Below are 24,802 nucleotides of genomic sequence, written 5' to 3'. Positions count from 1 at the left end.
CCTTCCGTGATTCTTCCCCAAATGTCATCCCTCACAAATAGCTTGAGCTTAATATTGTCGAATGCCTTGAAGTCATTGTAAACGCGAAATAATGCGCGAAGAGCGTTCCTCTCAAGGTCTGGAGTGTCGTTGAATGCCACATCCAATCGATCAAATAGAATCCACAAACTATACCCATTCTTGGCAAGCGCCGATTCAGCAAACCCCAAGAGCTCATCGAGAGGGAGATCTATTCTCTCATCCTCCGGAGCAATTCCTTTAGCTAAATTTACCTTTCTGGTAACAATGGGAAGCCCGGTCGCAGGTTCCAGCGCAACAGTCCACTCCACGCTTTCTTTTTCCGGAAAGACATAGGACCAAATAAGTTTCTTCGCTTGTTGAAAAAGCTGACCGAGAGACGCGGATTTTGGAAGAAGATTCGCTTCAGTCAGGGCCGATATAAGATGCTCCGTGTTTTTGTCGGATATGCCATAATCTCGAATTGCATTTGCGGATATAATCAAGAGATAAAGCTTCCATAGATCTATGAAGCTACGCTCTGAAGGAGGAGGATCACCCAATACCTCCTTAAATGCAGTATTGCCCCTTACGTTTTCGGCGCTCCTTACGACTATACCTCTGTCAAAAAATTAATCTTGACGTTTATCGATTAGGGCGTATATTGCGCTTTTTCCGGCTCCTTTCGATCCATAAACGACATCTACTTCACCAGAGAAGACCCTTGACCACTGATCCGTTGCAACAAAGTAGCGTTCGAGATCATCAAGTTCTTCTTCCGCAATTCTTTCACCAAATCTGAGATTTTTGAGAATCTTACTCTTGTCAATTGTCTGCGTCATGCTTCCGATTCCACTAAGCTTTTCAAGGATTTGATACAAAACACCTTGGAGATGCAAGTGTCCTCTCTCGAGTTTTCCAGGTTCTCAGTCGGAGAGTTTCGCTGGCTAAGCGACATACAATTCGCATAGTTTGATTTCGTCACATTGCCGCAGTTCGCGCCCGCGGCGAAATTCCGCTCTCCGCCCAAACCACTACCCAATGGCCGCATGACACGACGACTTGAGGCTGATTCCGAACATCTGCCATCCGCAGCTACGCGTTTCGAGGCTCATTTGATGTAAGCCGTTTTCATCCACCCCATTCTTCAATGTTTACCCCTCCGGATGACCAAGGACTGTTCAAGCAGCAGAACGTTAGATCAACCGGCAGCGAGGCCGTAAGACAAAGCCCGTCATTGACCGTTGTCACACCGTATGGCACAGACTCTTGCACATCCGGAGTCGATGGAGATGACCGGAGCGAAAAATCGTTTACTTTCAGCGGGTTAGTTTGCGCTGTGCGCTCCCTACCGCCGGAGCCAACCTCCCCTTCAAGAGGTTGGAAAAAAGACAAAATACCTTATCGATAGACGTGTGAGCCCAGCATGAGTGGCCGTTCATGCGGGCTTAGTGCGGCGGGCGCTTGCCCCACTTATCGTGGCTCTGATCCGCGCGGGCACATGAGCGGCGCAGGCGGCGACATTCGCATGCGCTGAGAGCGCTTATCTCACCAAACGCAGCACCAAGGGCGCGCAGGCTACCACCAGGGCAATCCGCAGGATGCGGTGCAGCACCACTAACCTCAATCGGCGCCCGCTATGATTGCCAACACCACCATCTCGCCCTGACCTCCGGGAAGGAATGCCAGAAACGCGTTCAGCGGCGCGGCGATCCCGGCGGTGCCAGGTCCGGCAAGGCGGCCACGGCTGGCGGGGTGATCGAGGTCCCCGCGGCAACCCCAAGGATCGTGCGGAATGCGATGCCGAGCCGCCCCATGCGTTCCATTTGCGTGCCACCCGAAGCGAATGCGAGGCACAGGAAAATCGGCCCCAACAGGAACGGCAGGGGCAGTTGCGGCCACAGGAACCAGATCACCCCGCAGAACGGCAATTCCGGCGGTCGTCAAACGGCTCTCAGTCGCATCGTGTCTTCTATAAAAAAATGGAAGGCCGAAGCCTTCCATTTTAGTCTTAGTCGGCGTCTGCGACACCTTTGGCGCGCAGCCGTGCCCGTCGCGCCCGGTAGCTGGGCAACACCACCAGTATCACCGCCAGCCCCAGCAGCCCCACGGTCATCGGCCGCTCTGCCAGGAACCCCAGCCCGTCATACAGCTGCATCGAGCGGGCAAAGTTGTTCTCCAACATCGAGCCGAGGATGAACCCGATCAGCAACGGCGCCAGCGGATAGTCGGCAAAGCGCAGGATCGTCGCGCAGATGCCCAGTCCCACCAGAATCAGCAGCTCTGTCGCGTTGTTCTGGCCGATGTAGGCCCCCATCAGGGTAAAGAACAGGATGAAGGGGATCAGATAGTTGCGCGGCACCGCCAGCACCTTGGCGATATAGGGGATCAGCGGCAGGTTAAGGATCAGCAGGATCAGGTTGCCCAGATACATCGAAATGATCACCGCCCAGAAGATCTGCGGCTCATCAATCATCAGCCGCGGCCCCGGCGAGACATTCAACGCAATCAGCGCCCCCAGCAGGATCGCTGTCGTGCCAGATCCTGGAATGCCAAGTGTCAGCAGCGGCACGAACGATCCGGTACAGGCGGCGTTGTTGGCGCTTTCCGGCGCCGCCAGCCCCTTGACCGACCCTTTGCCGAATTGTTCCTGCTCTTCCTTGGTGGCGATGTTGCGTTCCACCGCATAGCCCAGGAAGGACGCAATCGTCGCCCCTGCCCCCGGCAACACGCCGATCAGGAAGCCCTGGATCGACTGACGGCCGATGACCGGGGCAATTGCCTTCGCCTCGTCTCGGGTGATCCGCAGATCCTTGATCTCACCGCTGCCCCCTTCGGTGTTGGAGCGGGATGGATCCAGCACCAGATACATCGCCTCCGGCAGGGCGAACATCGCCATCGCCAGGGTGATGAAGCCAAAGCCCGATTGCAGGTCCATTACCCCCATGGTGAAGCGCGGCATGTTGAACAGCGCGCCCTCGCCCACCGTGGCCATGATCAGCCCCAAAAGCGTCATCAGCAACGCCTTGCCCACCTGGCCCGAGCCCGCAAAGGCCGCAATCGCCGACAGGCCCACGACCATCAGGGCAAAATACTCGGCCGAATGGAACAGCAAGGCCACGCTTGCCAGCGCCGGCGCAAAGATCATCAGCAGGATCGCCCCGATTGTGCCGCCACAGAACGAGGCGATTGCCGCCACCGTCAGTGCCTTGCCCGCCTTGCCCTGGCGCGCCATCGGATAGCCGTCAAAGCTGGTCGCCACGGTCGAGGCGACGCCGGGCGCGTTGATCAGGATCGACGATGTCGAGCCGCCAAAGATCGCGCCATAATAGACCCCCGCCAGCAGGATCAGCGCTGCAGACGGATCCCCGATGGAGATCGCCACCGGGATCATGATGGCGATGATCGACATCGGCCCCAGCCCCGGCAGCATGCCGATGAATGTGCCAATCAGGCAGCCACCGATGACCATCAACAGGTTGGTGATAGAAAAGGCCGTTCCAAGGCCAACCATGATACCTTCTAGCATGTCAGCCTCCGTTCATGAAAAATGCGGGCCATGGGCTCAGGAAGATGCCGAGGACCTCTTGTACCAGATACCAGATCACCCCCGCCGCCGCGGCGGCAACAGGCAGCAATATGTACAACTTCCGTTCACCCAAAACCGCGGCCCCCAGCACCAGGAAACCGACCGTCGAGAGAAGAAATCCCGCCGGGCGCAGCAGCAGCGCATAGGCCGCCATCAGCCCCAGCAGCAGCAGCGCCTGTCCCAGATTGTAGTCCGTCAGGCGGCGGTAATTGATGTCCATCGGCTTGGGATCATCGGCACCCTTTTCGAATCCCAACAGGATGAACAGCGCAGCCAGAATCGCCATCACCGACAGAACCTTGGGAAAGGTGCTGGGCCAGATCGGGTTGTGTTTCATGAACGGCGGCAACCCCGCGTCCATGGTGAAAAATGCGGCATAGCCATAGGCCAGACAGATCATCAGGATGACCAGGGCAATCCAGCGGTCGAGTGCCATTTGCGACTCCTGTGGTGAGTGTTTCGATCAGGCAGGGGACACTGCCCCCGCCGCGCTGGACGCGCGGCTCCCCCAAGATATTTCCGGCAAGTGGAAAGGGGTTTGTTTGTCATTGTCTGCGACGCCCGCCCTGCGCTACAGGCTGGGGCGCCGATGACCGCGCAACCGGAAGGCAGTGCCTTTTCCAAGAAAGGGGAGACCTAGGCCTCTCCTTTCGCTTGCTCCAGATATCCCGGGAGTGCGAGGGCAGCGCCCTCGCATCCGGCTGCAGCGCCGGGGCGCTTGCTCAGAGGAAACCGAGCTTTTTCATCAGGTCGCCGATCTCCTTTTCCTGGCCTTCCAGGAAGGCGCGGAAATCATCGCCTGAATTGTGGATGTTGACCCAGCCGTTGCGTGCGCGCACTTCTTCCCATTCGGGGGTGTCATACATCTTGGACAGCGCTTCCTGATAGGCAGCGAGCTTGTCCTCTGGCAGACCGGGTGCTGCAAAGAAGCCGCGCCAGTTTACGAACGAGGTGTCCAGCCCCTGCTCTTTCATGGTCGGCGCGTCGGGGTAGCTGTCCACACGCTCATCCGCGGTGACGCCGATGATCTTCACCTCGCCCGCATTGGCAAGATCGATCGCTTCGGAAAAACCGGTCGACAGGGCCGCGATCTCACCCGACAGCAGCGCTGCCATGGCCTTGCCGCCCGCGTCATAGGGGATGTATTTCACCGCCGTGGGGTCTTCGCCCGCGGACTGCATCACCATGGCCGCAACCAGGTGGTCCATGCCGCCCGGAACCGAACCGCCGCCAACGGCTGTGCCGCGCGGATCAGCGCGGTAGGCCTCCAGCAGGTCCTCCATCGAATTGATCGGGCTGTCCTTGCCGACCACAATGGCGGCGTAGTCACCGATGGTGCCCGCCACCAGCGTCAGGTCCCGAAAGTTCTGCGGGAATACGCCGGTCAGCGAGCGGATCACGATCGGGGTGGAGTTCACCATCAGCGTGCCGTGGTTGCTCTCAGCATTCTCGATCAGATAGCCGATCGCCTTGCCGCCGCCGCCGCCGGACATGTTCTCGTAGGATGCCTTGCCCACCAGGCCGGCCTCTGTCAGCGCCTCACCCGTGCCACGCGCGGTGCCGTCCCAGCCGCCACCAGCGCCGCCGGGGATCAGAAAGTGGATGCTGTCAACCACCTGTTCCGCGGCCTTCAGCGGGCTGCCGAATGCCAGTGCCGCCGCCGCGGCGGCCATCGCCACCCGGCGCGTAAGGGTAAATTTGTTCATTGTGTCCTCCCATTTGACAAAGCGCGGTTTTGCCGCCCATGACTGAAAGGGAACACAGCAAGCTGACACAAACCTGTCACGGCGCGTAAGGAAAGGATCATCCGGCATGCGGTTTCTGCTGGTCGAGGACAACGAAAGCCTGGCCAACGCCCTGTTGGACCGACTGCGGCTGGACGGCCATGTGGTGGATCACGCCGCCGATATCGCCACCGCGACGGCTTTTGCCGACACCACTGATTACGACTTGATTTTGCTGGACATTATGCTGCCCGACGGCGACGGGCGCAGCTTTTTGAAAGACCACCGGGATCTCCGCAAGGAAACCCCGGTGATCGTGCTGACCGCCCGATCCGAAGTCTCTGACCGGATCGGCCTGCTGGACCTTGGCGCTGATGACTACATCACCAAACCCTTTGATTTCGCTGAACTGGAAGCGCGTTGCCGCGCCGTCCTGCGGCGGCGTGGCGGGGTCAGCTCCAACATCCGGCGATTCGGGAACCTGCAGTTCGACCCGATGGCCGGCACGCTCACCGTGGCAGGCAAGGCCGCCACGCTGCGCAACCGCGAACTGCGCTTGCTGGAAGTCTTCCTGAACGCACCGGACCAGATCTTTTCCAAAGCCAAGCTGGTCGACCGGCTGTTTTCCTACGACGAGGACGTGTCAGAAAACGCCATTGAGGTCTATGTGGCGCGGTTGCGCAAGCATCTTGCGGGCTCTTCGGCGCAGATCACCACCGTGCGCGGCCTCGGCTACCGGCTGTCACTGGAATGAGCGGCACCGTCAACGTCAGCGGCTCGATCCGCCGCCGCCTTCTGCTGCAACTGGTCGGCAGCGCGGCCTTGCTGGCGGCGCTTTTGTTTTTTGCGGTGCTGGGCTTTGTGCGCAACGTGGCCGAGGAAAGCCATGACCGGATCCTGCTGGCCTCGGCCAGCTCGATCCTGGATTCCGTGTCGGTTCAGGCGGGCGAGATTTCCGCCGACATCCCCTATGCCGCGCTGTCGATGCTGGGAAATCTCAGCGATGACAGGGTGTTCTACCGGATCACCACCGCCGGCCGGTTGCTGACCGGCTATGGTGACCTGCCGGTGGGACGCTCCGCCGACCAGGCGGCACAGCCGCTGTTTCAAACCACCACCTACAAGCAGGAGAGCATCCGCGCCGTCTCCCTGTCGCGCCGTCTGGCGGTCAGCGGCGCGCCGGTTCTGGTGCAGGTCTCGGTGGCGCAGACACGCACGGGACAGGATGCGCAGCTCGGCCAGCTGTTCCGCTCGGCGCTGTATCTGGGGGTTGCCTTCTTTGTGCTGGCCTCGGCGCTGGCCTATTGGTCGGCACAGTCCAGCATCACGCCGCTGCGCGCGCTGACGGCAGCGATCTCGCGCCGCGGCCCCAAGGACCTGCGCCCGGTGTCGCGGCCGGTGCCCTCGGAAATGGCTCCGCTGGTGGCGTCGCTGAATACCTTCATCAGCCGTCTTCAGACCTCGCTCAGCCGGTCAGAGGATTTCATCGCCGAGGCAGCGCACCGGGTGCGCACGCCTCTGGCCACCGTGCGCACGCAGGCAGAGGTGACCTTGATGCGGGTCGACAAGGAGGCCAACCGCGCCAGCCTGCGGGAGATGATCCGCGCCATCGACGAGAGCTCGCGCGCCGCCGGGCAGCTGCTGGATCATGCCATGGTCTCCTTTCGCACTGACAGCCTGGAACAGGGCGACATCAACCTGACCGAACTGGCGCGCGAACTGGCCGACCGTCTGCGGCCGATAGCCGAGATGAAGGAAATCACCTTGCATTTTGCCGCCCAGCCCGAGGTGCAGATTTGCGGCGACGGCATTTTGATCCAGAACGCCGTGCGCAATATTCTGGACAACGCCATCAAGTATTCGCCACAGGACAGCCAGATCTGGTTCCGTGTGGAAACCGACGACGGCAGCGCCCGTATCCTTATCGAAGACCAGGCCGGCGGTTTCGGCCAAGAAGACACCGAGGCGCTGACCGGCCGCTTCGTGCGCGGTGCCAATGCGCGCGACACCATCGGCTCTGGCCTGGGGCTGACCATCGCCCGCGAGGTCGCCGAAGCCCATGCCGGCAGGCTTGTGATTGAGAACAGCAAAACAGGAGCAGGCGCGTGCGTAACACTATGTTTGCCCACCTCGCCGGGTTGATGCAACGGCTGTCAGCTTGGCTAACGGCCCTGCTGATGGCGGGGCATGTGCTGGCGCGGGCAGTCCTCGCGGACGGATTTGAGATCGAAGAACACCGCTGGATCGGACCGGCGGACGGCGCACCGCTGCGGGTGATATCCACCACCGACACAGAGATCCTGGCACCGCTGATCGACAGTTTCCTGCGCCGCCACCCCGGCACGGCCGTGGACTATACGGTTGCCAACAGCAGCCAGGTGATGAAGGCCATTCTCGACGGCGGGCAGCAGTTCGACGTGGCCCTGTCCTCCGCGATGGATTTGCAAACCAAGCTTGCCAACGATGGCTATACACGGGCCCACAACTCCGCCGCCACCGCGCGAATTCCGCCCTGGGGGGAGTGGCGCAGCCATGTCTTTGCGTTCTCTATGGAGCCCGCCTCCATCGTCGTGTCCGCCGAGAGCTTTGCAGGCCAGCAGGTGCCGCGCACCCGTCAGGATCTGATCGCCCTGCTGCGCGCCGAACCGGATCGCTTCCGGGGTAAGGTCGGCACCTACGACGTCTCTCTCAGCGGACTGGGCTATCTGTTCGCCACTCAAGACGCGCGCACCTCGGAAACCTATTGGCGGTTGATGGAGGTGATCGGCAGTTTGAGTCCGCAGCTGTATTGCTGTTCCGGTGCCATGATCGAAAGCGTCGCCGCGGGTGAGATCCTCGTCGCCTATAACGTATTGGGCAGCTATGCGCGCGCGCGCAAGGACCTGGCCGACAAGATCATCGTCATTGACCCGATGGACTACACCCACCTGATGCTGCGTTCGGCGGTGCTGTTGCGCGGTGGCGAACGCCCGGACCTGGCGCAGGCCTTCGTCGATCATCTGGTGACGGCCGGCTGGTCGCGCCCCCTTGCCCCCGATTTTCCGTTCAGCCCGCCGCCCGAGCCGCTGGCCGATACCGCCAGCGCCCACAGGCCCATTCAGTTGGGGCCAGGGCTGCTGGTCTATCTCGACGCGCAAAAGCGACAGCGGTTCATGGCCGAATGGTTCAGCGCCGTGCGCAAGGAGTGATACCCGCGTGATCCCGGCGTCAATTCTGCATCAAATTTGGTCAACCTGTCGTATTCCTGCGTGACAGCACGCCGTCAGGCGGGTAGAAACAAACCATGAACACGCCGATCACCAGCATCCGCAACCTCGGCCCCGCCTATGAGGATGCCTGCCGCGCCGCGGGCATTTCCACCGCAGAGGAGCTGCGCGCCATCGGCGCGGACGCGGCCTATGCCCGCCTGCTGCAACATGGCACCCGGCCGCATTTCATCGGCTATTACGTCTTGGTGATGGCCTTGCAGAGGCGGCCCTGGAACGACTGCAAGGGCAAAGAAAAAGACGAGCTTCGCAAACGCTTTGACGCGATCAAGGTAGAAGCCCGGCCACAGCACAGCAGCGCATTGCTGGCAGAACTGGACGCGATTGGCGTGCGCGCGGCCGCCGCGGACCTCAAACCGCTCTGACCGTCCACGACGGTGGATCTTAGCGGTGTCCGCCACCCGGTCGATGCCTCAGCCGGGCCGCCTGCCAGACCCGCTGCAGCAAGTCAATGCAACCATTTCCCTGTTTCGCACGTTGTGTCTCTGATCGAAACGCGAAACGAGGAGTTCCGGCATGGACCTGATCCGCATCATCTTCGCTATCATTTTGCCGCCGCTGGGTGTCTTCCTTCAGGTGGGCCTTGGCAAGCATTTCTGGCTCAACATTCTGCTGACGCTGCTGGGCTACATCCCCGGGATCGTGCACGCGGTCTGGATTATCGCAAGGAGACCCGAACATGTCTAATCTTGCCCGCAGCCAGCAGCAGAAGCTGCAATCGCTGGAGCGTCTCGCCCAGCGGATGGACCGCGCCTTTCGCATTCCGGTTATCGGGGTGCGGGTCGGCTGGGACAGTCTCATAGGGTTGGTGCCGGGGATCGGCGATGCTGCCGCCATGCTTCCGGCGGGATACATTCTCTACTCTGGCTACCGCATGGGTGCTTCCGCACCGATACTGGGGCGGATGGCTGCCAATATCGGTGTCGATGCCCTCATCGGGGCGATCCCGCTGGTCGGCGACCTGTTCGACGTCGGCTGGAAAGCCAACACGCGCAACACCGACCTGCTGCGCCGCCATCTGGAAGATGCAGACGCCAAGGGTGAACCGCTGCCCAAACGTCTGGGGCGCAAGCCCTTCTCCAGCCTGACCTCCCCGCGGGAGCTGAAGATGATGCCGGTGTACGCACAGGCACAACGCCGGGGCCAGCCGCGTCACCGTCCGGCCTGGCAGCATCCGCTGAACCGCACGCTCGATCGATAAAAAAAAGGGCTGTCAGCATCTGCTGCAGCCCCTTTCAACCGGTTGCGCGTCAGGCTTAGCCGACCAGCTCGATGCCGGAGAAGAAGTAAGCGATTTCTGCCGCTGCGGTTTCCGGTGCGTCGGAACCGTGAACGGAGTTTTCACCGACCGATTCAGCAAACTCGGCGCGGATGGTGCCCGCTGCGGCGTCTGCCGGGTTGGTGGCGCCCATGACTTCGCGGTTCTTCGCGATGGCGTTCTCGCCTTCCAGAACCTGCACCACGACTGGCGCGGAGGACATGAACTCGCACAGCTCGTCGTAGAAAGGACGCTCGGCGTGCACTTCGTAGAACTTGCCTGCCTGTTCCTTGGTCATGTGGATGCGCTTCTGCGCCACGATGCGCAGGCCGGCCTCTTCGAACTTGGCATTGATCTTGCCGGTCAGGTTGCGGCGGGTTGCATCGGGCTTGATGATCGAAAAAGTGCGTTCCAGAGCCATTTGGCATACTCCTGATTGATGGGCGGCGGGATCGGTCCCGCTGCCGGAAACTCCGCGCGCCGGGTAACATGGCTGGCGGCGCTTGGGAAGACGTTTTCAGGACACGGGCCGGCGCGCGTGCCTCTGGCGGGGGTATTTTCGACAAACGGAAATCGGCAGGCCGATTGACAGCCCCGCGCGCCTGCGCCACACCGCTGAGCATGTTACGCATTCAGGACATTACCTATTCGGTCGAGGGCCGCCCGCTGATCGAGGGCGCCAGCGCCACCATTCCCACCGGGCACAAGGTCGGACTGGTGGGGCGCAACGGCACCGGCAAAACCACGCTGTTCCGCATCATCCGCGGCGAGCTGGCGCTGGAGACCGGCAGCATCACCCTGCCCACGCGCGCGCGCATCGGCGGTGTCGCACAGGAGGTGCCCTCCTCTGGCGTGTCGCTGCTCGACACGGTGCTGGCTGCCGACACCGAACGCGCCTCGCTGCTGGCCGAGGCCGAGACGGCGACAGAAGCCACACGTATTGCCGAAATCCAAACCCGCCTGGCCGATATCGACGCCTGGTCGGCAGAGGCGCGCGCCGCCTCGATCCTGAAAGGTCTGGGCTTTGACGACGCCGACCAGCAGCGCCCCTGCTCGGATTTTTCCGGCGGCTGGCGGATGCGCGTGGCCCTGGCGGCGGTGCTGTTTTCCCAACCCGATCTTTTGCTGCTGGATGAGCCGACAAACTATCTGGATCTTGAGGGCGCGCTTTGGCTGGAAAACTATCTGGCAAAATACCCGCACACGGTGCTGATTGTCAGCCACGACCGTGGGCTGCTGAATCGCGCGGTGGGGGCAATCCTGCATCTGGAGGACCGGAAGCTTACTTTCTACCAGGGTCCGTATGACACTTTTGCCGAAACCCGGGCCGCACGCATTCTCGCGGCACAGGCCGAGGCCAAGAAACAGGAAGCGCGCCGCGCCCACCTGCAAAGCTTTGTCGATCGCTTCCGCGCCAAGGCCTCCAAGGCAGTGCAGGCCCAGTCACGGCTCAAGATGATCGCCAAGATGAAGCCGATCACCACCCCACAGGAGGCCGCGCTGCGCGCTTTCACCTTCCCGGAACCGGAGGAGATGTCGCCACCGATCATCCATATCGAGGGTGGCGTGACCGGCTATGGCGAGACAGAAATCCTGAAACGGCTGAACCTGCGCATAGATCAGGACGACCGCATCGCGCTGTTGGGAAAGAACGGTCAGGGCAAATCCACCCTGTCAAAACTGCTGGCCGACCGGCTGCCGCTGATGGCAGGAAAGATGACGCGGTCCTCCAAGCTGCGCATCGGCTATTTTGCCCAGCACCAGGTGGATGAGCTGTATGTGGATGAAACCCCGTTGGACCACCTGCGCCGCCTGCGCCCTGATGAGGCACCCGCCAGATGGCGGTCGCGTTTGGCGGGCTTTGGCCTGAGCGCCGCGCAGGCGGAAACCGAGGTCCGGCGGCTGTCCGGCGGTCAGAAGGCGCGGCTCAGCCTGTTGCTGGCCACCATTGATGCGCCGCACATGCTGATCCTCGACGAGCCGACCAACCACCTGGACATCGAAAGCCGCGAAGCGCTGGTGGAGGCGCTGACCACCTATTCCGGTGCGGTTATCCTGGTCAGCCACGACATGCATCTGCTGTCACTGGTGGCGGACCGCCTGTGGCTGGTCGCAGACGGCAGCGTGCAGCCCTATGAGGGCGACCTCGAAAGCTACCGCGCGCTGCTGCTGGCCCGCGACAAACCTGCGCCCAAGGCCGATGCGGCGAAACCCGCCAAACCTAGACGCGCCTCCCGCGATCAGCTGCTGGCGCTGCGCTCAGAGCTGCGCAAATCCGAGGCCCGCGTCGAAAAGCTCAGCGATATGCGTGAAAAGCTTGACGAAAAGCTGGCCGACCCGAGCCTCTATGCGTCCGGCAAAGCCGCCGACATCGAGACCTGGCAGAAGAAACATGCCGAATGTATCGAGGCGCTGGCGCGGGCAGAGAGCCTGTGGATGGACGCCCTGGAAAAGCTGGAGCAGGCTGAGGCGCAATGATCGACACCGCATTTCTGATTACCTCCTTCGTCACACTTTTTGTGATCGTCGACCCCATCGGGTTGACGCCGATCTTCTTGGCCCTGACCCAAGGCATGACCTCGGCGCAGCGGCGCACGGTCGCCATCCGGGCGACGGTGATCAGCGCCATCCTGCTGGCGCTGTTTGCGGCGCTGGGGGAGGCTGTGCTGGGGTTTATCGGCATTTCCATGCCCGCCTTTCGGGTCGCCGGCGGCGTGCTGCTGTTCCTGACCGCGCTGGACATGCTGTTCGAACGGCGCAACAAGCGGCGCGAGGACCGCAGTGAAGAGGACCACTTTGACGATCCGTCCGTGTTTCCGCTGTCGATCCCGTTGATTGCCGGGCCCGGCTCCATCGCCACGGTGATCCTCCTGACGGGCCAGCAACCGGGCTTTGCCGGCTTTGCGATGGTGATGGGCGTGGTGATCAGCGTGCTCGCGATCCTGCTGGTCATGTGCCTGTTTTCCGGTCTGTTCGAGCGGCTTTTGGGAAAGACCGGTATCACCGTTGTCACCCGGCTGCTGGGCATGCTGCTGGCGGCGCTGTCGGTGCAGTTTGTCCTGGACGGGCTGCGCGCCTTTGGCTTTGCAGGCTAGTACTGAACCGCAGCGCCCCTACATAACAGACAGGAGGTGGCGCGATGGGCGACTATGAAATCGGGCGGTTTATCTATCTGTTGCTGCTGCTGGTGGCCGTGGGGTCCTGGGTGTTTGTCCAGAACCGCCAGAGCCTGGGCAAGTCGCTTCAGATGTTCGCGATCTGGGGCTTCATATTTCTGGGCGTCATCGCCTCCTACGGGCTGTGGGAGGACATCCGTCAGACCGTGCGCCCACAGCAAAGCGTGACCCTGGACACGGGACGGGTCGAAGTCCCGCGGTCGCGCGACGGCCATTACTACCTGACGCTGCAGGTCAACGGCACGCCGATCGAATTCCTGGTAGACACCGGCGCCAGCCAAGTGGTTCTGAACGAACAAGACGCCCGCCGGGCAGGGATCGACACCGACGCGCTCGCCTACCTCGGCCGCGCCCGCACCGCCAACGGAGAGGTGCGAACGGCCTCAGTCTGGATCGACGAGATGTCGCTGGACGGCATCACGGACCGCGGTCTGCGTGTCTGGGTCAATGAGGGCGACTTGGAGCAGTCGCTGCTGGGCATGGGCTATCTGCAACGCTGGTCCAGCATCGAAATCCGCAACGGGGCATTGGTGCTGACACGTTGAAGATGCGCCTCGCGGCGCAGGCCTCCGGCGGGAGTATTTGGGACCAGAAAGAAACCGAAGAGCATGACGCCACCCGCCTCTTTCTGGATGCAAATACTCCGGGGTGAATTGGCCGCCAGGCCAAGAGGGGCAGCGCCCCTCAGCCCTTCATTTCAGGCGACAGGATGAAGCCCGTCACCGGATAGACCCGCCCGAGCGCACCGGGGTTGCTTTCCAGTCGCACGGCAGACCAGTCGTTGTTCTTCGAGACATCCACCACCGCCATGCCCAGCGACACCCGGTTGCGGCGCCAGTTGGCGTGGTTGACCTGAATTCGGCGCGGTCCTTCGACCTTGGACACCACCGCCACATGCCCCAGCGGATTGGAGCGGGTGGCAGAAAAGGCCATCACTGCGCCGGGCTTCGGCTCGTTCTGGCGCGGGTATTTGCCAGCGGCTTGCCCCCACCAGGTTTTTGCGTTGCCGTAGATTTCGATCCCGCTGGCGTTGCGGGCAAAGGGCACGCACCAGACACGCTGGCCCTTGGAGCGCATCGACTGCGCGACATCCACCGCAAAGCTCAACCGTTCCGCCTCAACCGCGGCGCGGCTGACAGAGCCGCCGCCAACGTCACCGCAATTTGCCAGCGTCAGCAGCAGGGCGCCGACAATAAGCGGCCGCCGTGCCTGCCTGAAAGCACCAAAAACCTTCATACATCCCTCGTTCGCGACTTGTCCCAGTCCTTATGGGGCGCAGGAATACTGCGGGACCGGGCATGGCGCGAGGAATTCCTGCCCGATTGAAACAAATTCGCAAGGAATCGGCGGGAACCCGCCGAAACTCGCAGCGGAGATGCTATTTTTCGGCCTTTTTCTCCCAGCGCCCGCTTTCCTCCGACCAGTACTGCGCGGAGCAGCCCGCATCGGTCAGGGATTTCCACTGGACGCGCGCGTGCTGCACCGCCTCCGGGTCGGTGCCGTCAAACAGGATGCAGACCCGTTCCAGGGCCTGCACCTCTTCGGGGCTGACGGCGGCGCCCTCCACCGCCATCACGCAATCGGGCGCATTTGCGGCCTCGGCCGACGTGGTCAGCAGGATCGGCTGCAAGGCGTCATGCGGCCCGCCCGCCAGCCCGTGGGGCAGAAAACTGTCCGCCGGGCCCTGCCACAAGCGGTCGTCCAACCACGCCAGTCGTTCGGGATCGCGCCCGCGCACCGCGATGCGCCAGCCCGCATCACGCGCCTTGCCCAGCAGCACGGGCAGTGTGTCCTCCAGCGCGCCGCGCGTCAGGTGATAGAAATAGGCCGCCCCCATCCGCGCTTATTCCGATTCCGCCTCGAACTTGTCGGCGACCAGCCGGTTCAGGGCCATCACCCCCCAGCCGGTTGCCCCCTTGGGGGCAAAATCCGTGTCCGTTTTCACCGCGGCCACACCGGCAATGTCCAGATGGATCCAGGGCGTGCCGTCCTGGATGAAGCGTTGCAGGAACTGTGCCGCGGTGATCGATCCCGCCGGGCGACCGCCGACGTTCTTCATGTCGGCGATGCGCGACTTCAGCTGGTCGTCATAGGCCTTGCCCAGCGGCATGCGCCAGGCGCCCTCGCCCTCGGCGTCGGCGGATTTCAGAAAGGCATTGCACAGCGCGTCATCATTGGAAAACACGCCCGCATTCTCATGACCCAGCCCGATGATGATGGCACCGGTCAGGGTCGCCAGATCAATCACCCCTGCGGGCTTGAACCGTTCCTGCGCGTACCACAGCACGTCGCACAGCACGAGCCGCCCCTCGGCGTCGGTGTTGATAATCTCCACCGTGTCGCCCTTCATCGATTTCACCACATCGCCGGGACGAATGGCATTGCCCGACGGCATGTTTTCCACCAGGCCCACCAACCCCACGACATTGGCCTTGGCCTTGCGCAGTGCCAGCGCTTTCATGGTGCCGGCCACGACGCCCGCGCCCCCCATGTCCATGGTCATGTCCTCCATGCCGCCCGCCGGTTTCAGCGAGATGCCGCCGGTGTCGAACACCACGCCCTTGCCGACCAGCGCCAGTGGCGCTGCACCCTCGGCGCCACCGTTCCACTGCATCACGGCCACCTTCGACGGGCTGTCAGAGCCCTGCCCGACGCTGAGCAGCGTGCGCATGCCCAGCTTTTCCAGATCGGCCTCCTCAAGGATCTCGACCTCCAAGCCGATTTCGCGCATCTCCTCGATGCGGCGGGCAAATTCGGTGGTGGTCAACACGTTGGCAGGCTCATTGACCAGATCACGGGTCATATGCACGCCCTCGGCCACCGCCAGACGCGGCGCGCAGGCAGCTTCCAGTTCGGCCACGGCCTTGCTGGCGATTGTCACCTCGGCCTGCGGCGTGTCGTCCGCGGCGGTCTTGTGGTTGTCAAAACCATAGCCGCGCAGGGCAATCCCCAGCGTCAGATCCGCGGCCTTGTTCATATTACCGGCCATCACCGTCAGCGGCTTGCCTGCGGCCGTTGCGGCCAATTTTGCGCCCGCCTTGCGGGCCTCCACCGGGGTCAGCTTGCGCGACAGGACCAGCACGTCCAGCGCCTCCGCCTGCATGCCCGCGGGCCAGGTGATGGACACCACCTGACCCGATTTCGCTTTCTTGAATCCGTCCGATTCGATCAGCCGGGTGATGGCGCCCTTGCTCAGCCGGTTGGCGCTGCGCGCCGCCTGATCCATGCCGCCCTCGGGCGTGACCATCACCGCAACACGGCCTGTCATCTCGGACAGGGTCTTGGGGTCGTAAACTGCAAATCGGATCGGGGTAAGGCTGCTCATGCCGCGTTCTCCTGCTGGGTCTGTTGCGTGTTGGTCAAACAGCTATCCTGCGCGGCGGCGCTTGGCCAGACCCGGCGGTGCGCGGCACCGGCGCCGATCCGGCCGGGCACGCAGAATGCAGTTTTCCCCGCGCCGCAAATCCACTAAGGTCCGGCAAAACAACAACGGCAGGATCTGGGGGGATCGGGTGTCACGCTACGACAGATATGTGCTGTCTCAATACCTGCTCTTCTTCGGCTTCTTTGCGCTGATTCTGGTGGCGGTATTCTGGGTCAACCGTGCGGTTGTTCTGTTCGACCGGCTGATCGGAAACGGCCAGTCGGCGCTGGTGTTTCTCGAATTCACCGCGCTGACCTTGCCGAACCTGATCCGTATGGTGCTTCCGATCGCCGCATTTGGCGCCTCGGTCTGGGTCACCAACCGGCTGAACAGCGAAAGTGAGCTGACCGTGCTGCGCGCCACCGGCACCAGCCCCTGGCAGATGGCCCGCCCGGCGCTGGTCTTTGGGGTGATCACCGCGCTGATGATGTCGGCGCTGACCCATTACCTGCTGCCCGCCTCAATCAGCCAGCTGGAGCGACGCGAGGGAGAAGTCTCGCGCAACATCACCGCCAAGCTGCTGAGCGAGGGCGATTTCCTGCACCCGGCCGACGGTGTCACCTTCTACATCCGCCAGATCGACCCCGACGGCACCCTCAATGATGTGTTCCTGTCGGACCGCCGCGACCCCACGGTGACCGTCACCTACACCGGCGCGCGGGCCTTTCTGGTGCGCGACGACGACAGCGCCCATCTCATCATGGTCGAGGGAATGGCGCAGCGCCTGGTGCATCGCAATCAACAGCTGTCGACCACTTTCTTCTCTGACTTCTCTTACGATATCAGCGCCTTGGCCAACAAAGCGGCAAGCTCTGCGCGCAACATCCGGGCCATCCCGAGTTTGGAGCTGATCGGCAACCGCGCCCAGATCCAGCAGCAGGACGGCCACAGTCCCGGCGCCCAGGCCGAAGAGCTGCACTTGCGGTTTGCCCGCGCGTTGGTCTGCATCGCGGTCACGCTGATCGGCTTTTCGGCACTGATGCTCGGCACCTTCTCGCGCTTTGGGGTCTGGCGTCAGGCGATGCTGGCCTTTGTCATCCTGATCTTTGTCGAAGGGCTGCGCGGCGTGGTCTCTGAACCGGTGCTGAAGAACCCGGACCTGTGGCCGTTGATCTATGTGCCTACCGTGTTGGGACTGGCGATTGCCCTTGTCTTCCTGGTACTGGCGGGGCGGCCCAAGCGGGTGCGCGCCGCCAAAGCGGAGGCGGCCACATGAAACTCGATTTCTATTACGCGCGCCGCTTCGTGCAGTGGTTCCTGGTGATCGTTGCGGTGCTGATGACGCTGGTGGTGCTGATCGACCTGAACGAGCAGGTACGCCGCTTTGATTCGGCAGACCTCGGGATGGCGCAGCTGATCGGGCTGACCCTGCTGAACCTGCCTGCGGCACTCAGCGAGTTTCTGCCGCTGATCATGATCCTCAGCACCATCGTGCTGTTTGTCGGCCTTGCGCGCAGCAGCGAACTGGTGGTGACCCGCGCTATTGGCCGCTCCGGCATCCGGGCGCTGGCAGCGCCAGTTCTGGTGGCGGCGGTGATTGGTGGTCTGGCGGTCAGCACCCTGAACCCGATCGTTGCCGCCACCGCCAACCGCTACCAGGATCTCGCAGATACGTATCGCAACGGTGGGCCATCAGCGCTGTCGCTCAGCGGTGAGGGGCTGTGGCTGCGCCAGGGCGGCAGCCAGGGCCAGTCGGTAATCCACGCCAAGGGCTATAGCGGCGACGCCGTCGACATCACCTTGCATGACGTCTCCATCCACAGCTACGCCCAAGGCAGCGGCCCGGTGCGCCGCATCTCGGCGGCCTCGGCCCGTCTGGAGGACGGTGCCTGGGTGTTGCAAGACGTCAAATCTTGGCCGCTGGCGGCCGGGCTGAACCCCGAAAGCGGCGCGCTGCGCCGCACAGAGCTGCGGCTGCCGACCACGCTGACCACCGATCGCATCCGCGACACGCTGGGCACCTCGACCGGCATTTCCATCTATGATTTGCCCGCCACCATCCGCGAGCTGTCACAGGCCGGTTTCAGCACCAAACGCTATGAGGTTCTGTACCAAGCGCAGCTGGCCCGACCGCTGTTCCTGATTGCCATGGTGCTGGTGGGTGCCGCCTTCACCATGCGTCACACACGGTTCGGCGGCACCGGTCTTGCGGTGCTGATGGCCGTGCTGCTGGGATTCGGGCTTTATTTCATCCGCAATTTCGCGCAAATCCTGGGGGAGAACGGACAAATCCCGGTGGCCCTTGCGGCCTGGGCGCCCCCCGTTGCCGCGATACTTTTGACTTTGGGACTGCTGCTTCATGCCGAAGACGGGTAATTTGCGCCGCGCGCTGCTTCTTTCCGCCGTGCTGCCCTGGCTGGCGCTGTCCGCTCCGGCCACGCAGGCGCAGACCTCACTGTTGCCTCAGTCAGGCGCGCCTCAGCCCGCCATGCTGGTCGCCGACCAGCTGTTCATCACCCCGGACCGCACCCTGGTGGCCGAAGGCAATGTCGAAGCGTTTCAGGGCGAAACCCGGCTACGGGCCGCCAGGATCACCTTTGACCAGACCACCGGCACCCTCGACATTGTTGGGCCGATCCGCATCGACCAGGGCGATGACATCATCATCCTGGCTGATGCCGCAGAGCTGGACCGCGACCTGCGCAACGGCCTGCTGACGGGCGCGCGCATGGTGTTCCAGCAGCAGCTACAGCTGGCGTCCTTGCAGATGTCGCGGGTCAGCGGTCGCTATACCCAGCTGTACAAGACCGCCGCGACCTCCTGTGATGTCTGCAACGACGGCCGGCCGCCGCTCTGGCAGATCCGCGCCGAGCGGGTGACCCACGACCAGTTGGAGCGGCAGCTGTACTTTGAAAATGCCCAGTTCCGTGTGCTGGACGTGCCGGTTTTCTACTTCCCGGCACTGCGCCTGCCCGACCCGTCATTGAAGCGCGCCACAGGCTTCCTGATCCCGTCGCTGCGCTCTACCTCCAACCTGGGGACCGGCATCAAGCTGCCCTATTTCTTCACGCTCGGGCCGCACCGCGATCTGACAGTGGCGCCGTATATCTCCTCCAGCACCCGCACCCTGGACCTGCGCTATCGTCAGGCCTTCCGCAGCGGGCGGATCGAATTCAACGGCGCCCATACCCGCGACGACCTCTATCAGGGCGAAGACCGCGGGTATGGCTTTTTCGAGGGCCGGTTCCAGCTTCCGCGCGACTACCGGTTGAGCTTTGATCTCAGGACCGTCTCCGACGACGCCTATCTTGCCGACTACGGATTGCCCGATCTGGACCGGCTGCGGTCTGATGTGGTGGTGGAGCGGGTTCGGCGCGACAGCCTGTTGCGTGGATCGCTGACCCACTACAAGACCCTGCGCGACAGCGAAGTGCAGAGCGACATCCCCTCCGGCATTACCGAGGTTTATTACCAGTCTCGCCACCAACCGGCGCTGACCGGCGGTGAATTGCGGCTGACCCTGCAGGGCCACGGCCACTACCGCAGCTCCAGCATCGACGGCACCGCAACCACCAGCAACGGCCGCGACCTGTCCCGGCTGTCCGCAGACATCGACTGGCGTCGCAGTTGGCGTCTCGGCTACGGTCTCCTGGCAGAGTGGGAAGTGGGCGCCGCCGCCGATGCCTTCCGCACCTACGACGACAGCTTTTACACCGAACAGCTTACCCGGTTCACCCCGCGCACTGCGGTGACCTTGCGGCTGCCGATGCGCCGCCAGGAGGCCTCTGGCGCCACCCAGTTTCTGGAGCCTATTGTCCAGATCGGCTGGCGCAACGAGGGCAGCGGCGATGTCGCCAGCGAAGAAAGCCGCTTTGTCGAATTTGACCAGGGCAACCTGCTGTCGCTGTCGCGCTTTGCCGATGCGGACGCCCGCGAGGACGGGCTGACGCTGGTCTATGGCGCGAACTGGGCCCGCTATGCGCCCAGCGGTTGGCAGGCCTATGCCACCGTCGGTCAGGTGCTGCGCAGCGATGCAGACCCGCGGTTCACCAAAAGCTCCGGCCTCGGCGGCACCACGTCGGATCTTCTGCTGGCCGGGCAGATCAAGTTCGGCGAAGGGCTGGCGCTCTCCACCCGCGGATTGCTGAACGGCTCGCTGAACTTCTCCAAGGCAGAGCTGCGCGGCGACTGGCACACCGGCCGCTCCAGCCTCTCCGGCACCTACCTGTGGCTTGGCACCGACCCGGACGAGGAGCGCGACGAAGAGACCTCAGAACTGTGGTTCGATGGCCGCTATGATCTTAACCCCAACTGGTCAGCCAGCGCCCGGCTGCGCTATGACATCTCCGACGCCCGCGCCACCCGCGCCGGGCTTGGCCTCGCGTACAGCAACGAATGCGTAACGGTCGACGTTTCGGTCAACCGCCGCTATACCTCGACAACAAGTGTTGAGCCGACAACCGATTTCGGCTTTACCATCTCGCTGAACGGATTTTCCGTGAACAGCGGCAGCAAACAGTACAGGCGGTCATGCAGCAAGACATGAAATCCCGGTTCCCGGCATCCATCCTTTCCCGCGCTTTCAACACCGCAGCCGCCCTGGCGCTGGCTTCCGGAGTGGCGCTGACCGGCCTCCCCGCCGCGGCGCAGAGCCTCTTTGCCCCGGCGATCACGGTCAATGACGCGGTTATCACCAACTATGAGCTGGAACAGCGTGCCCGCTTTCAAGCGGCGCTGCGGGTGCCCGGCGACCCCTTGGCAACAGCCCGCAAGGAGCTGATCAACGATCGGCTGAAACTGAATGTGCTGGAGCAGGCCGGTATCGTGCCGACCGAGGAAGACATCGCCAGGGGAATGGAAGAGCTGGCAGGCCGCGCCAACCTGTCGCTGAATGACTTTCTGACGGTGCTGCGCCAGAACGGCGTCGATCCGCAGACGCTGCGCGATTTCACGACGGTGGGCCTGGGCTGGCGGGAATACACCCGCGCGCGGTTCCTGTCGCGCGCCCGCCCCACCGAAGCAGAGATCGACCGCGCCATGGGCACCGCCGGCTCCGGCAGCGTTGAGGTGCTGCTGTCGGAATTCATCGTGCCACTGACCGAGCAGAACGCAGCCCAGGTCGAAGAGTTGGTGGAGCATGTCTCCCGGCTCAGCGGGTATGACCAGTTCTCGACAGCGGCGGCGCAATATTCTGCCGCCGCCAGCCGCGAACAGGGCGGTCGCTTGCCTTGGGTCGCGCTGACCAAACTGCCGCCGCAACTGCAAGAAGTGGTTCTGGCGCTGAAACCCGGCGAAATCTCTGAGCCGCTGCCGCTACAGGGCGCGATTGCCCTGTTCCAGATGCGCGGGCTGCGCGAGGTCGAGGGCGCCGCGCCGCGTTATACCGCGATCGAATACGCCACCTACTACCTGCCTGGCCCGCGCACACCTGAAAACCTGGCCGCAGCGCAGAAATTGGCCCAAGGAGTCGACACCTGTGACGACTTCTACGGGCTGGCGCAGGGGCAGGATCCCTCGGTTCTGGAAATCAACAGTGTGCCTCCGGCCGAGATCCCGAATGACATCGCGCTGGAGCTGGCCAAGCTCGACAACGGCGAAACCTCTACCGCCCTCACCCGCAACGATGGTGAGACGCTGATGGTACTGATGCTCTGCGGCCGCACCGCCGATCTGGGCGAAGGCGCCACGCGCGAGGCAGTTGCCAACGCGCTGACGGTGCAGCGATTGACCTCGCTGTCCGACAGTTTTCTGCAACAGCTGCGCGCCAATGCGCGGATCGAAACCAAATGACCCCTCGCGGGCCGATTGCGCTCAGCTGCGGGGAACCCGCAGGCATCGGCCCGGAGATCGCCGCCAAGGCCTGGCAGGTCTTGCGCGATAGCTGCCCGTTCTTCTGGATCGGCGATCCACGCCACCTGCCCGCAGACATCCCGGTGGAATGCATCGCAGCGCCGACCGACGCGATGACAGCTTGCGCCCACGCGCTGCCGGTGTTGCCGCTGCCGTTCGCTGGCAGTGCAGCCAAGGGCGTGGCCGATCCCGCCAATGCCGCCGGGGTGATCCAGTCGATCGAGACCGCTGTGCGGCTGGTACAGGCGGGCAAGGCTTCGGCGCTGTGCACCGCGCCCATCCACAAGAAGGCGCTGATCGACGGTGCGGGCTTTGCCTATCCCGGCCACACCGAATTCCTTGCCGCGCTGGCGGGGCGCAAGCGGGTGGTGATGATGCTGGCCAGCGCGCAGTTGCGGGTGGTGCCCGCCACCATCCACATAGCACTGGCCGATGTGCCACGGGTGCTGACCCCCGATCTGCTGCGCGACACCATCGAGATCACCGCCACCGGCCTGCGGCAGCAGTTCGGCATCGCCGCGCCACGCATCGCCGTGGCCGGTCTCAACCCCCATGCCGGCGAAGGCGGCGCCATGGGGTGCGAGGAGCTGGACTGGATCAGCGATCTGATCCGCCAGATGCAGCAGGCTGGACTGGATATCAGCGGCCCGCACCCAGCAGACACGCTGTTCCACGCCGCCGCCCGCGCGCGGTATGATGCGGCGGTGTGCATGTATCACGACCAGGCGCTGATCCCGATCAAGACGCTGGATTTTGACCGCGGCGTCAATGTCACCCTGGGGCTGCCCTTCATCCGCACTTCGCCGGATCACGGCACCGCCTTCGACATCGCGGGCCGGGGCGCGGCCAACCCCTCCAGCCTGATTGAGGCGCTGAAGCTGGCGCAGAGCATGGCCGCCAGCTCTTGACGCGTCTTGCGGCTGGAAATATCCCCGCCAAAAGCCCGAATTCTGCGGCGCGCCGCCCGCGCCCTGCCCCAAGGTAGCATTGACACATGAGCGCCATCGACTCCCTGCCCCCCCTGCGCGAGGTGATCGCCACGCACCAGCTCTCGGCGCGCAAGTCGCTGGGGCAGAACTTTCTTCTGGATCTGAACCTCACCGCCAAGATCGCGCGGCAGGCCGGCGATCTGACTGGCTGCGACGTGCTGGAAATCGGCCCCGGCCCCGGCGGGCTGACCCGCGGCCTGCTGGCCGAAGGTGCGCGCCGGGTGCTGGCGGTCGAAAAGGACGCCCGCTGCCTGCCCGCGTTGCAGGAGATCGCCGCGGCCTATCCCGGCCGGTTCGAGGTCATCAACGGCGACGCGCTCGACTTCGACCCGCTGGCGCATCTCACGCCGCCGATCCGCATTGCCGCCAACCTGCCCTACAACGTCGGCACCGAACTTCTGGTGCGCTGGCTCACGCCCAAGGACTGGCCACCGTTCTGGCAAAGCCTGACCCTGATGTTCCAGCGCGAGGTGGCTGAGCGCATCGTGGCGCAGCCCGGCTCCAAGGCCTATGGCCGCCTTGCCATTCTGGCCCAATGGCGGGCCGAGGCGCGCATCGTTCTGTCGTTGCCGCCCGGCGCCTTTACCCCGCCGCCCAAAGTGTCCAGCGCCGTGGTTCATCTGGAGGCGCTGGACCAGCCGCGCTATCCTGCCGATCCCGCAGTGCTGAGCCGCGTTGTGGCCGCGGCTTTCAACCAGCGGCGCAAGATGCTTCGTGCCTCTCTCAAGGGCATTTCGCCAATGATCGAGGACCATTTGCACGCTGCCGGCATTGCGCCTACCGAACGCGCTGAACAAGTAAGCCTCGAAGCCTTCTGCGCCCTCGCCCGCGAGGTTGCTGCCGCCTCACCGCGCTGAAGGGAAAGGGCCTTATGCAGTTCATCGAAGAAACCGCCCCAAATCAGGCTGAGATCACGAAGCTGTTCAAGACCGCTTTCACCACCGCAGACAGCGCCGAGGAAGGTGCGATGGTGGCGGACCTGGTCGCGCAGCTGCTGGCCGCGCCGGTCAGCGCCGGTGTGCGCCGGTTCGCCGCCCATGATGGCGCGACCCTTGCGGGCTGCATCCTGTTTTCGCCCCTTCACTATGCCAAGGACAGCCGCCGCGTGGCCCTGCTCTCGCCTGTGGCAGTGGCCCCGGACCGGCACAGGCGCGGCGTTGGCTCGCGCCTGATCCGCCACGGGTTGCGGCAGCTACAACAGGACGGCATCAGCATTGTGGCCACCTATGGCGACCCCGCCTATTATGGCCGCCTCGGCTTTTGCCAGATTGACGCAGCGCAGCTGCCACCGCCGTACCCGTTGAGCCATTCGATCGGCTGGCAGGCGCTGGCTTTGACCGGAGCCCCCGTTGACGCCGCAGAATTTGCGCCCCTGTGCGGGCCGTGCAGCTGCCTCGCAGCGTTTGACAGTCCCGACCTTTGGTATGCTGGCCCTCGGCCATCCTGCCGACATATCTGCCCGACCTGTCACCCCCCCGCGAGCTGTGGAGGTGACCGGCGTTCCCGTGCGACGCATCTGAGCGCTTGAAGGGCCGCGCATGAAAAACCCCCCGCGGCCAAAGGCCGACGGGGGTGTTCAGATTCTTGCT

Annotated in this window: 26 protein-coding genes; 16 read left to right on the top strand and 10 right to left on the bottom strand. The window is 63.3% G+C overall.

The features are described from left to right. The 6 genes from AC0IPL_RS10460 to AC0IPL_RS10435 form a co-directional block, all read right to left on the bottom strand. Window positions 1-503, bottom strand: a 503-nt coding sequence (locus AC0IPL_RS10460) for a hypothetical protein (protein WP_474274250.1), incomplete at its 3' end; no start/stop codon positions are given. Window positions 504-629: 126 nt separating this feature from the next. Continuing rightward, the gene (locus tag AC0IPL_RS10455; RefSeq protein ID WP_474274249.1) at window positions 630-839 is read right to left on the bottom strand and encodes a hypothetical protein; all 210 of its coding nucleotides are present in this window, start codon (window positions 837-839) and stop codon (window positions 630-632) included. A gap of 855 nt (window positions 840-1,694) precedes the next feature. Then, window positions 1,695-1,823, bottom strand: coding sequence for a hypothetical protein (locus AC0IPL_RS10450; protein WP_474274248.1), 129 nt, complete (start codon window positions 1,821-1,823; stop codon window positions 1,695-1,697). Window positions 1,824-2,008: 185 nt separating this feature from the next. Then, on the bottom strand, window positions 2,009-3,526 hold the full coding sequence (locus tag AC0IPL_RS10445) for a tripartite tricarboxylate transporter permease (RefSeq protein ID WP_474274247.1): 1,518 nt from the start codon (window positions 3,524-3,526) through the stop codon (window positions 2,009-2,011). A gap of 1 nt (window position 3,527) precedes the next feature. Beyond that, window positions 3,528-4,022, bottom strand: a complete 495-nt coding sequence (locus AC0IPL_RS10440) for a tripartite tricarboxylate transporter TctB family protein (RefSeq protein ID WP_474274245.1) — start codon at window positions 4,020-4,022, stop codon at window positions 3,528-3,530. A gap of 286 nt (window positions 4,023-4,308) precedes the next feature. Continuing rightward, window positions 4,309-5,292 carry a tripartite tricarboxylate transporter substrate binding protein gene (locus tag AC0IPL_RS10435; protein ID WP_474274242.1) on the bottom strand — a complete coding sequence of 328 codons (984 nt, stop codon included), beginning with the start codon at window positions 5,290-5,292 and terminating at the stop codon, window positions 4,309-4,311. Between the two features lie 106 nt (window positions 5,293-5,398). Here AC0IPL_RS10435 and AC0IPL_RS10430 point away from each other — a divergent pair, with 106 nt between their 5' ends. From AC0IPL_RS10430 to AC0IPL_RS10405, 6 genes are all read left to right on the top strand, one after another. Next, window positions 5,399-6,064, top strand: a complete 666-nt coding sequence (locus AC0IPL_RS10430; protein ID WP_474274241.1) for a response regulator transcription factor — start codon at window positions 5,399-5,401, stop codon at window positions 6,062-6,064. Beyond that, window positions 6,061-7,452 carry a sensor histidine kinase gene (locus tag AC0IPL_RS10425; RefSeq protein WP_474274240.1) on the top strand — a complete coding sequence of 464 codons (1,392 nt, stop codon included), beginning with the start codon at window positions 6,061-6,063 and terminating at the stop codon, window positions 7,450-7,452. The genes AC0IPL_RS10430 and AC0IPL_RS10425 overlap by 4 nt, the downstream gene beginning before the upstream one ends. Beyond that, a complete protein-coding gene (locus AC0IPL_RS10420; protein ID WP_474274238.1) occupies window positions 7,416-8,498 on the top strand; it encodes an ABC transporter substrate-binding protein in 1,083 nt (360 codons plus the stop codon). Before AC0IPL_RS10425 ends, AC0IPL_RS10420 begins: the two co-directional genes overlap by 37 nt. A gap of 95 nt (window positions 8,499-8,593) precedes the next feature. Next, window positions 8,594-8,941: a TfoX/Sxy family DNA transformation protein gene (locus tag AC0IPL_RS10415; RefSeq protein ID WP_474274237.1), complete on the top strand. Its 348-nt coding sequence runs from the start codon at window positions 8,594-8,596 to the stop codon at window positions 8,939-8,941. Between the two features lie 151 nt (window positions 8,942-9,092). After that, complete coding sequence (locus AC0IPL_RS10410; RefSeq protein ID WP_222453395.1) at window positions 9,093-9,263, top strand: YqaE/Pmp3 family membrane protein; 171 nt, start codon at window positions 9,093-9,095, stop codon at window positions 9,261-9,263. Next, window positions 9,256-9,777 (top strand): DUF4112 domain-containing protein, encoded by a 522-nt coding sequence (locus AC0IPL_RS10405; protein ID WP_474274235.1) that lies wholly within the window; start codon window positions 9,256-9,258, stop codon window positions 9,775-9,777. The genes AC0IPL_RS10410 and AC0IPL_RS10405 overlap by 8 nt, the downstream gene beginning before the upstream one ends. A 55-nt stretch (window positions 9,778-9,832) precedes the next feature. On the opposite strand, the gene ndk is transcribed toward AC0IPL_RS10405, so the two are convergent. Then, a complete protein-coding gene (gene ndk / locus AC0IPL_RS10400) occupies window positions 9,833-10,255 on the bottom strand; it encodes a nucleoside-diphosphate kinase (RefSeq protein ID WP_474274233.1) in 423 nt (140 codons plus the stop codon). A gap of 200 nt (window positions 10,256-10,455) precedes the next feature. Here ndk and AC0IPL_RS10395 point away from each other — a divergent pair, with 200 nt between their 5' ends. Genes AC0IPL_RS10395 through AC0IPL_RS10385 form a run of 3 tightly spaced genes read left to right on the top strand, consistent with a single transcriptional unit; the run spans window position 10,456 to window position 13,555 of the window. Beyond that, entirely contained in the window at window positions 10,456-12,312 is a 1,857-nt protein-coding gene (locus AC0IPL_RS10395) for an ABC-F family ATP-binding cassette domain-containing protein (RefSeq protein ID WP_474274265.1), read from the top strand. Next, window positions 12,309-12,929, top strand: coding sequence for a MarC family protein (locus AC0IPL_RS10390; protein ID WP_474274231.1), 621 nt, complete (start codon window positions 12,309-12,311; stop codon window positions 12,927-12,929). Before AC0IPL_RS10395 ends, AC0IPL_RS10390 begins: the two co-directional genes overlap by 4 nt. Window positions 12,930-12,973: 44 nt before the next feature. Then, window positions 12,974-13,555 (top strand): retropepsin-like aspartic protease family protein, encoded by a 582-nt coding sequence (locus AC0IPL_RS10385; protein WP_474274229.1) that lies wholly within the window; start codon window positions 12,974-12,976, stop codon window positions 13,553-13,555. Between the two features lie 139 nt (window positions 13,556-13,694). On the opposite strand, the gene AC0IPL_RS10380 is transcribed toward AC0IPL_RS10385, so the two are convergent. The 3 genes from AC0IPL_RS10380 to AC0IPL_RS10370 all read right to left on the bottom strand — a co-directional run bounded on the left by AC0IPL_RS10380 (window position 13,695) and on the right by AC0IPL_RS10370 (window position 16,335). Further along, complete coding sequence (locus tag AC0IPL_RS10380) at window positions 13,695-14,246, bottom strand: CHAP domain-containing protein (RefSeq protein WP_474274227.1); 552 nt, start codon at window positions 14,244-14,246, stop codon at window positions 13,695-13,697. Between the two features lie 142 nt (window positions 14,247-14,388). Next, the gene (locus AC0IPL_RS10375) at window positions 14,389-14,847 is read right to left on the bottom strand and encodes a DNA polymerase III subunit chi (RefSeq protein WP_474274225.1); all 459 of its coding nucleotides are present in this window, start codon (window positions 14,845-14,847) and stop codon (window positions 14,389-14,391) included. Window positions 14,848-14,853: 6 nt separating this feature from the next. Then, complete coding sequence (locus tag AC0IPL_RS10370) at window positions 14,854-16,335, bottom strand: leucyl aminopeptidase (RefSeq protein ID WP_474274223.1); 1,482 nt, start codon at window positions 16,333-16,335, stop codon at window positions 14,854-14,856. Between the two features lie 187 nt (window positions 16,336-16,522). Between AC0IPL_RS10370 and lptF the strand changes: the two genes are divergently transcribed. The 7 genes from lptF (at window position 16,523) to AC0IPL_RS10335 (ending at window position 24,741) form a co-directional block, all read left to right on the top strand. After that, on the top strand, window positions 16,523-17,650 hold the full coding sequence (gene lptF, locus AC0IPL_RS10365; protein WP_474274263.1) for an LPS export ABC transporter permease LptF: 1,128 nt from the start codon (window positions 16,523-16,525) through the stop codon (window positions 17,648-17,650). Continuing rightward, the gene (gene lptG / locus AC0IPL_RS10360; RefSeq protein ID WP_474274221.1) at window positions 17,647-18,750 is read left to right on the top strand and encodes an LPS export ABC transporter permease LptG; all 1,104 of its coding nucleotides are present in this window, start codon (window positions 17,647-17,649) and stop codon (window positions 18,748-18,750) included. Before lptF ends, lptG begins: the two co-directional genes overlap by 4 nt. Continuing rightward, complete coding sequence (locus tag AC0IPL_RS10355) at window positions 18,734-20,920, top strand: LPS-assembly protein LptD (protein ID WP_474274219.1); 2,187 nt, start codon at window positions 18,734-18,736, stop codon at window positions 20,918-20,920. The genes lptG and AC0IPL_RS10355 overlap by 17 nt, the downstream gene beginning before the upstream one ends. Continuing rightward, a complete protein-coding gene (locus AC0IPL_RS10350) occupies window positions 20,905-22,164 on the top strand; it encodes a peptidylprolyl isomerase (protein ID WP_474274217.1) in 1,260 nt (419 codons plus the stop codon). The genes AC0IPL_RS10355 and AC0IPL_RS10350 overlap by 16 nt, the downstream gene beginning before the upstream one ends. Then, on the top strand, window positions 22,161-23,132 hold the full coding sequence (pdxA, locus tag AC0IPL_RS10345; RefSeq protein WP_474274215.1) for a 4-hydroxythreonine-4-phosphate dehydrogenase PdxA: 972 nt from the start codon (window positions 22,161-22,163) through the stop codon (window positions 23,130-23,132). Before AC0IPL_RS10350 ends, pdxA begins: the two co-directional genes overlap by 4 nt. An 86-nt stretch (window positions 23,133-23,218) precedes the next feature. Further along, a complete protein-coding gene (rsmA, locus tag AC0IPL_RS10340; protein ID WP_474274213.1) occupies window positions 23,219-24,070 on the top strand; it encodes a 16S rRNA (adenine(1518)-N(6)/adenine(1519)-N(6))-dimethyltransferase RsmA in 852 nt (283 codons plus the stop codon). Between the two features lie 14 nt (window positions 24,071-24,084). Then, on the top strand, window positions 24,085-24,741 hold the full coding sequence (locus AC0IPL_RS10335; protein WP_474274211.1) for a GNAT family N-acetyltransferase: 657 nt from the start codon (window positions 24,085-24,087) through the stop codon (window positions 24,739-24,741). Window positions 24,742-24,802 lie beyond the last annotated feature (61 nt).

It is taken from the genome of Leisingera sp. SA32, assembly GCF_056033425.1.
This window is presented reverse-complemented; position numbering and strand designations above follow the sequence as displayed.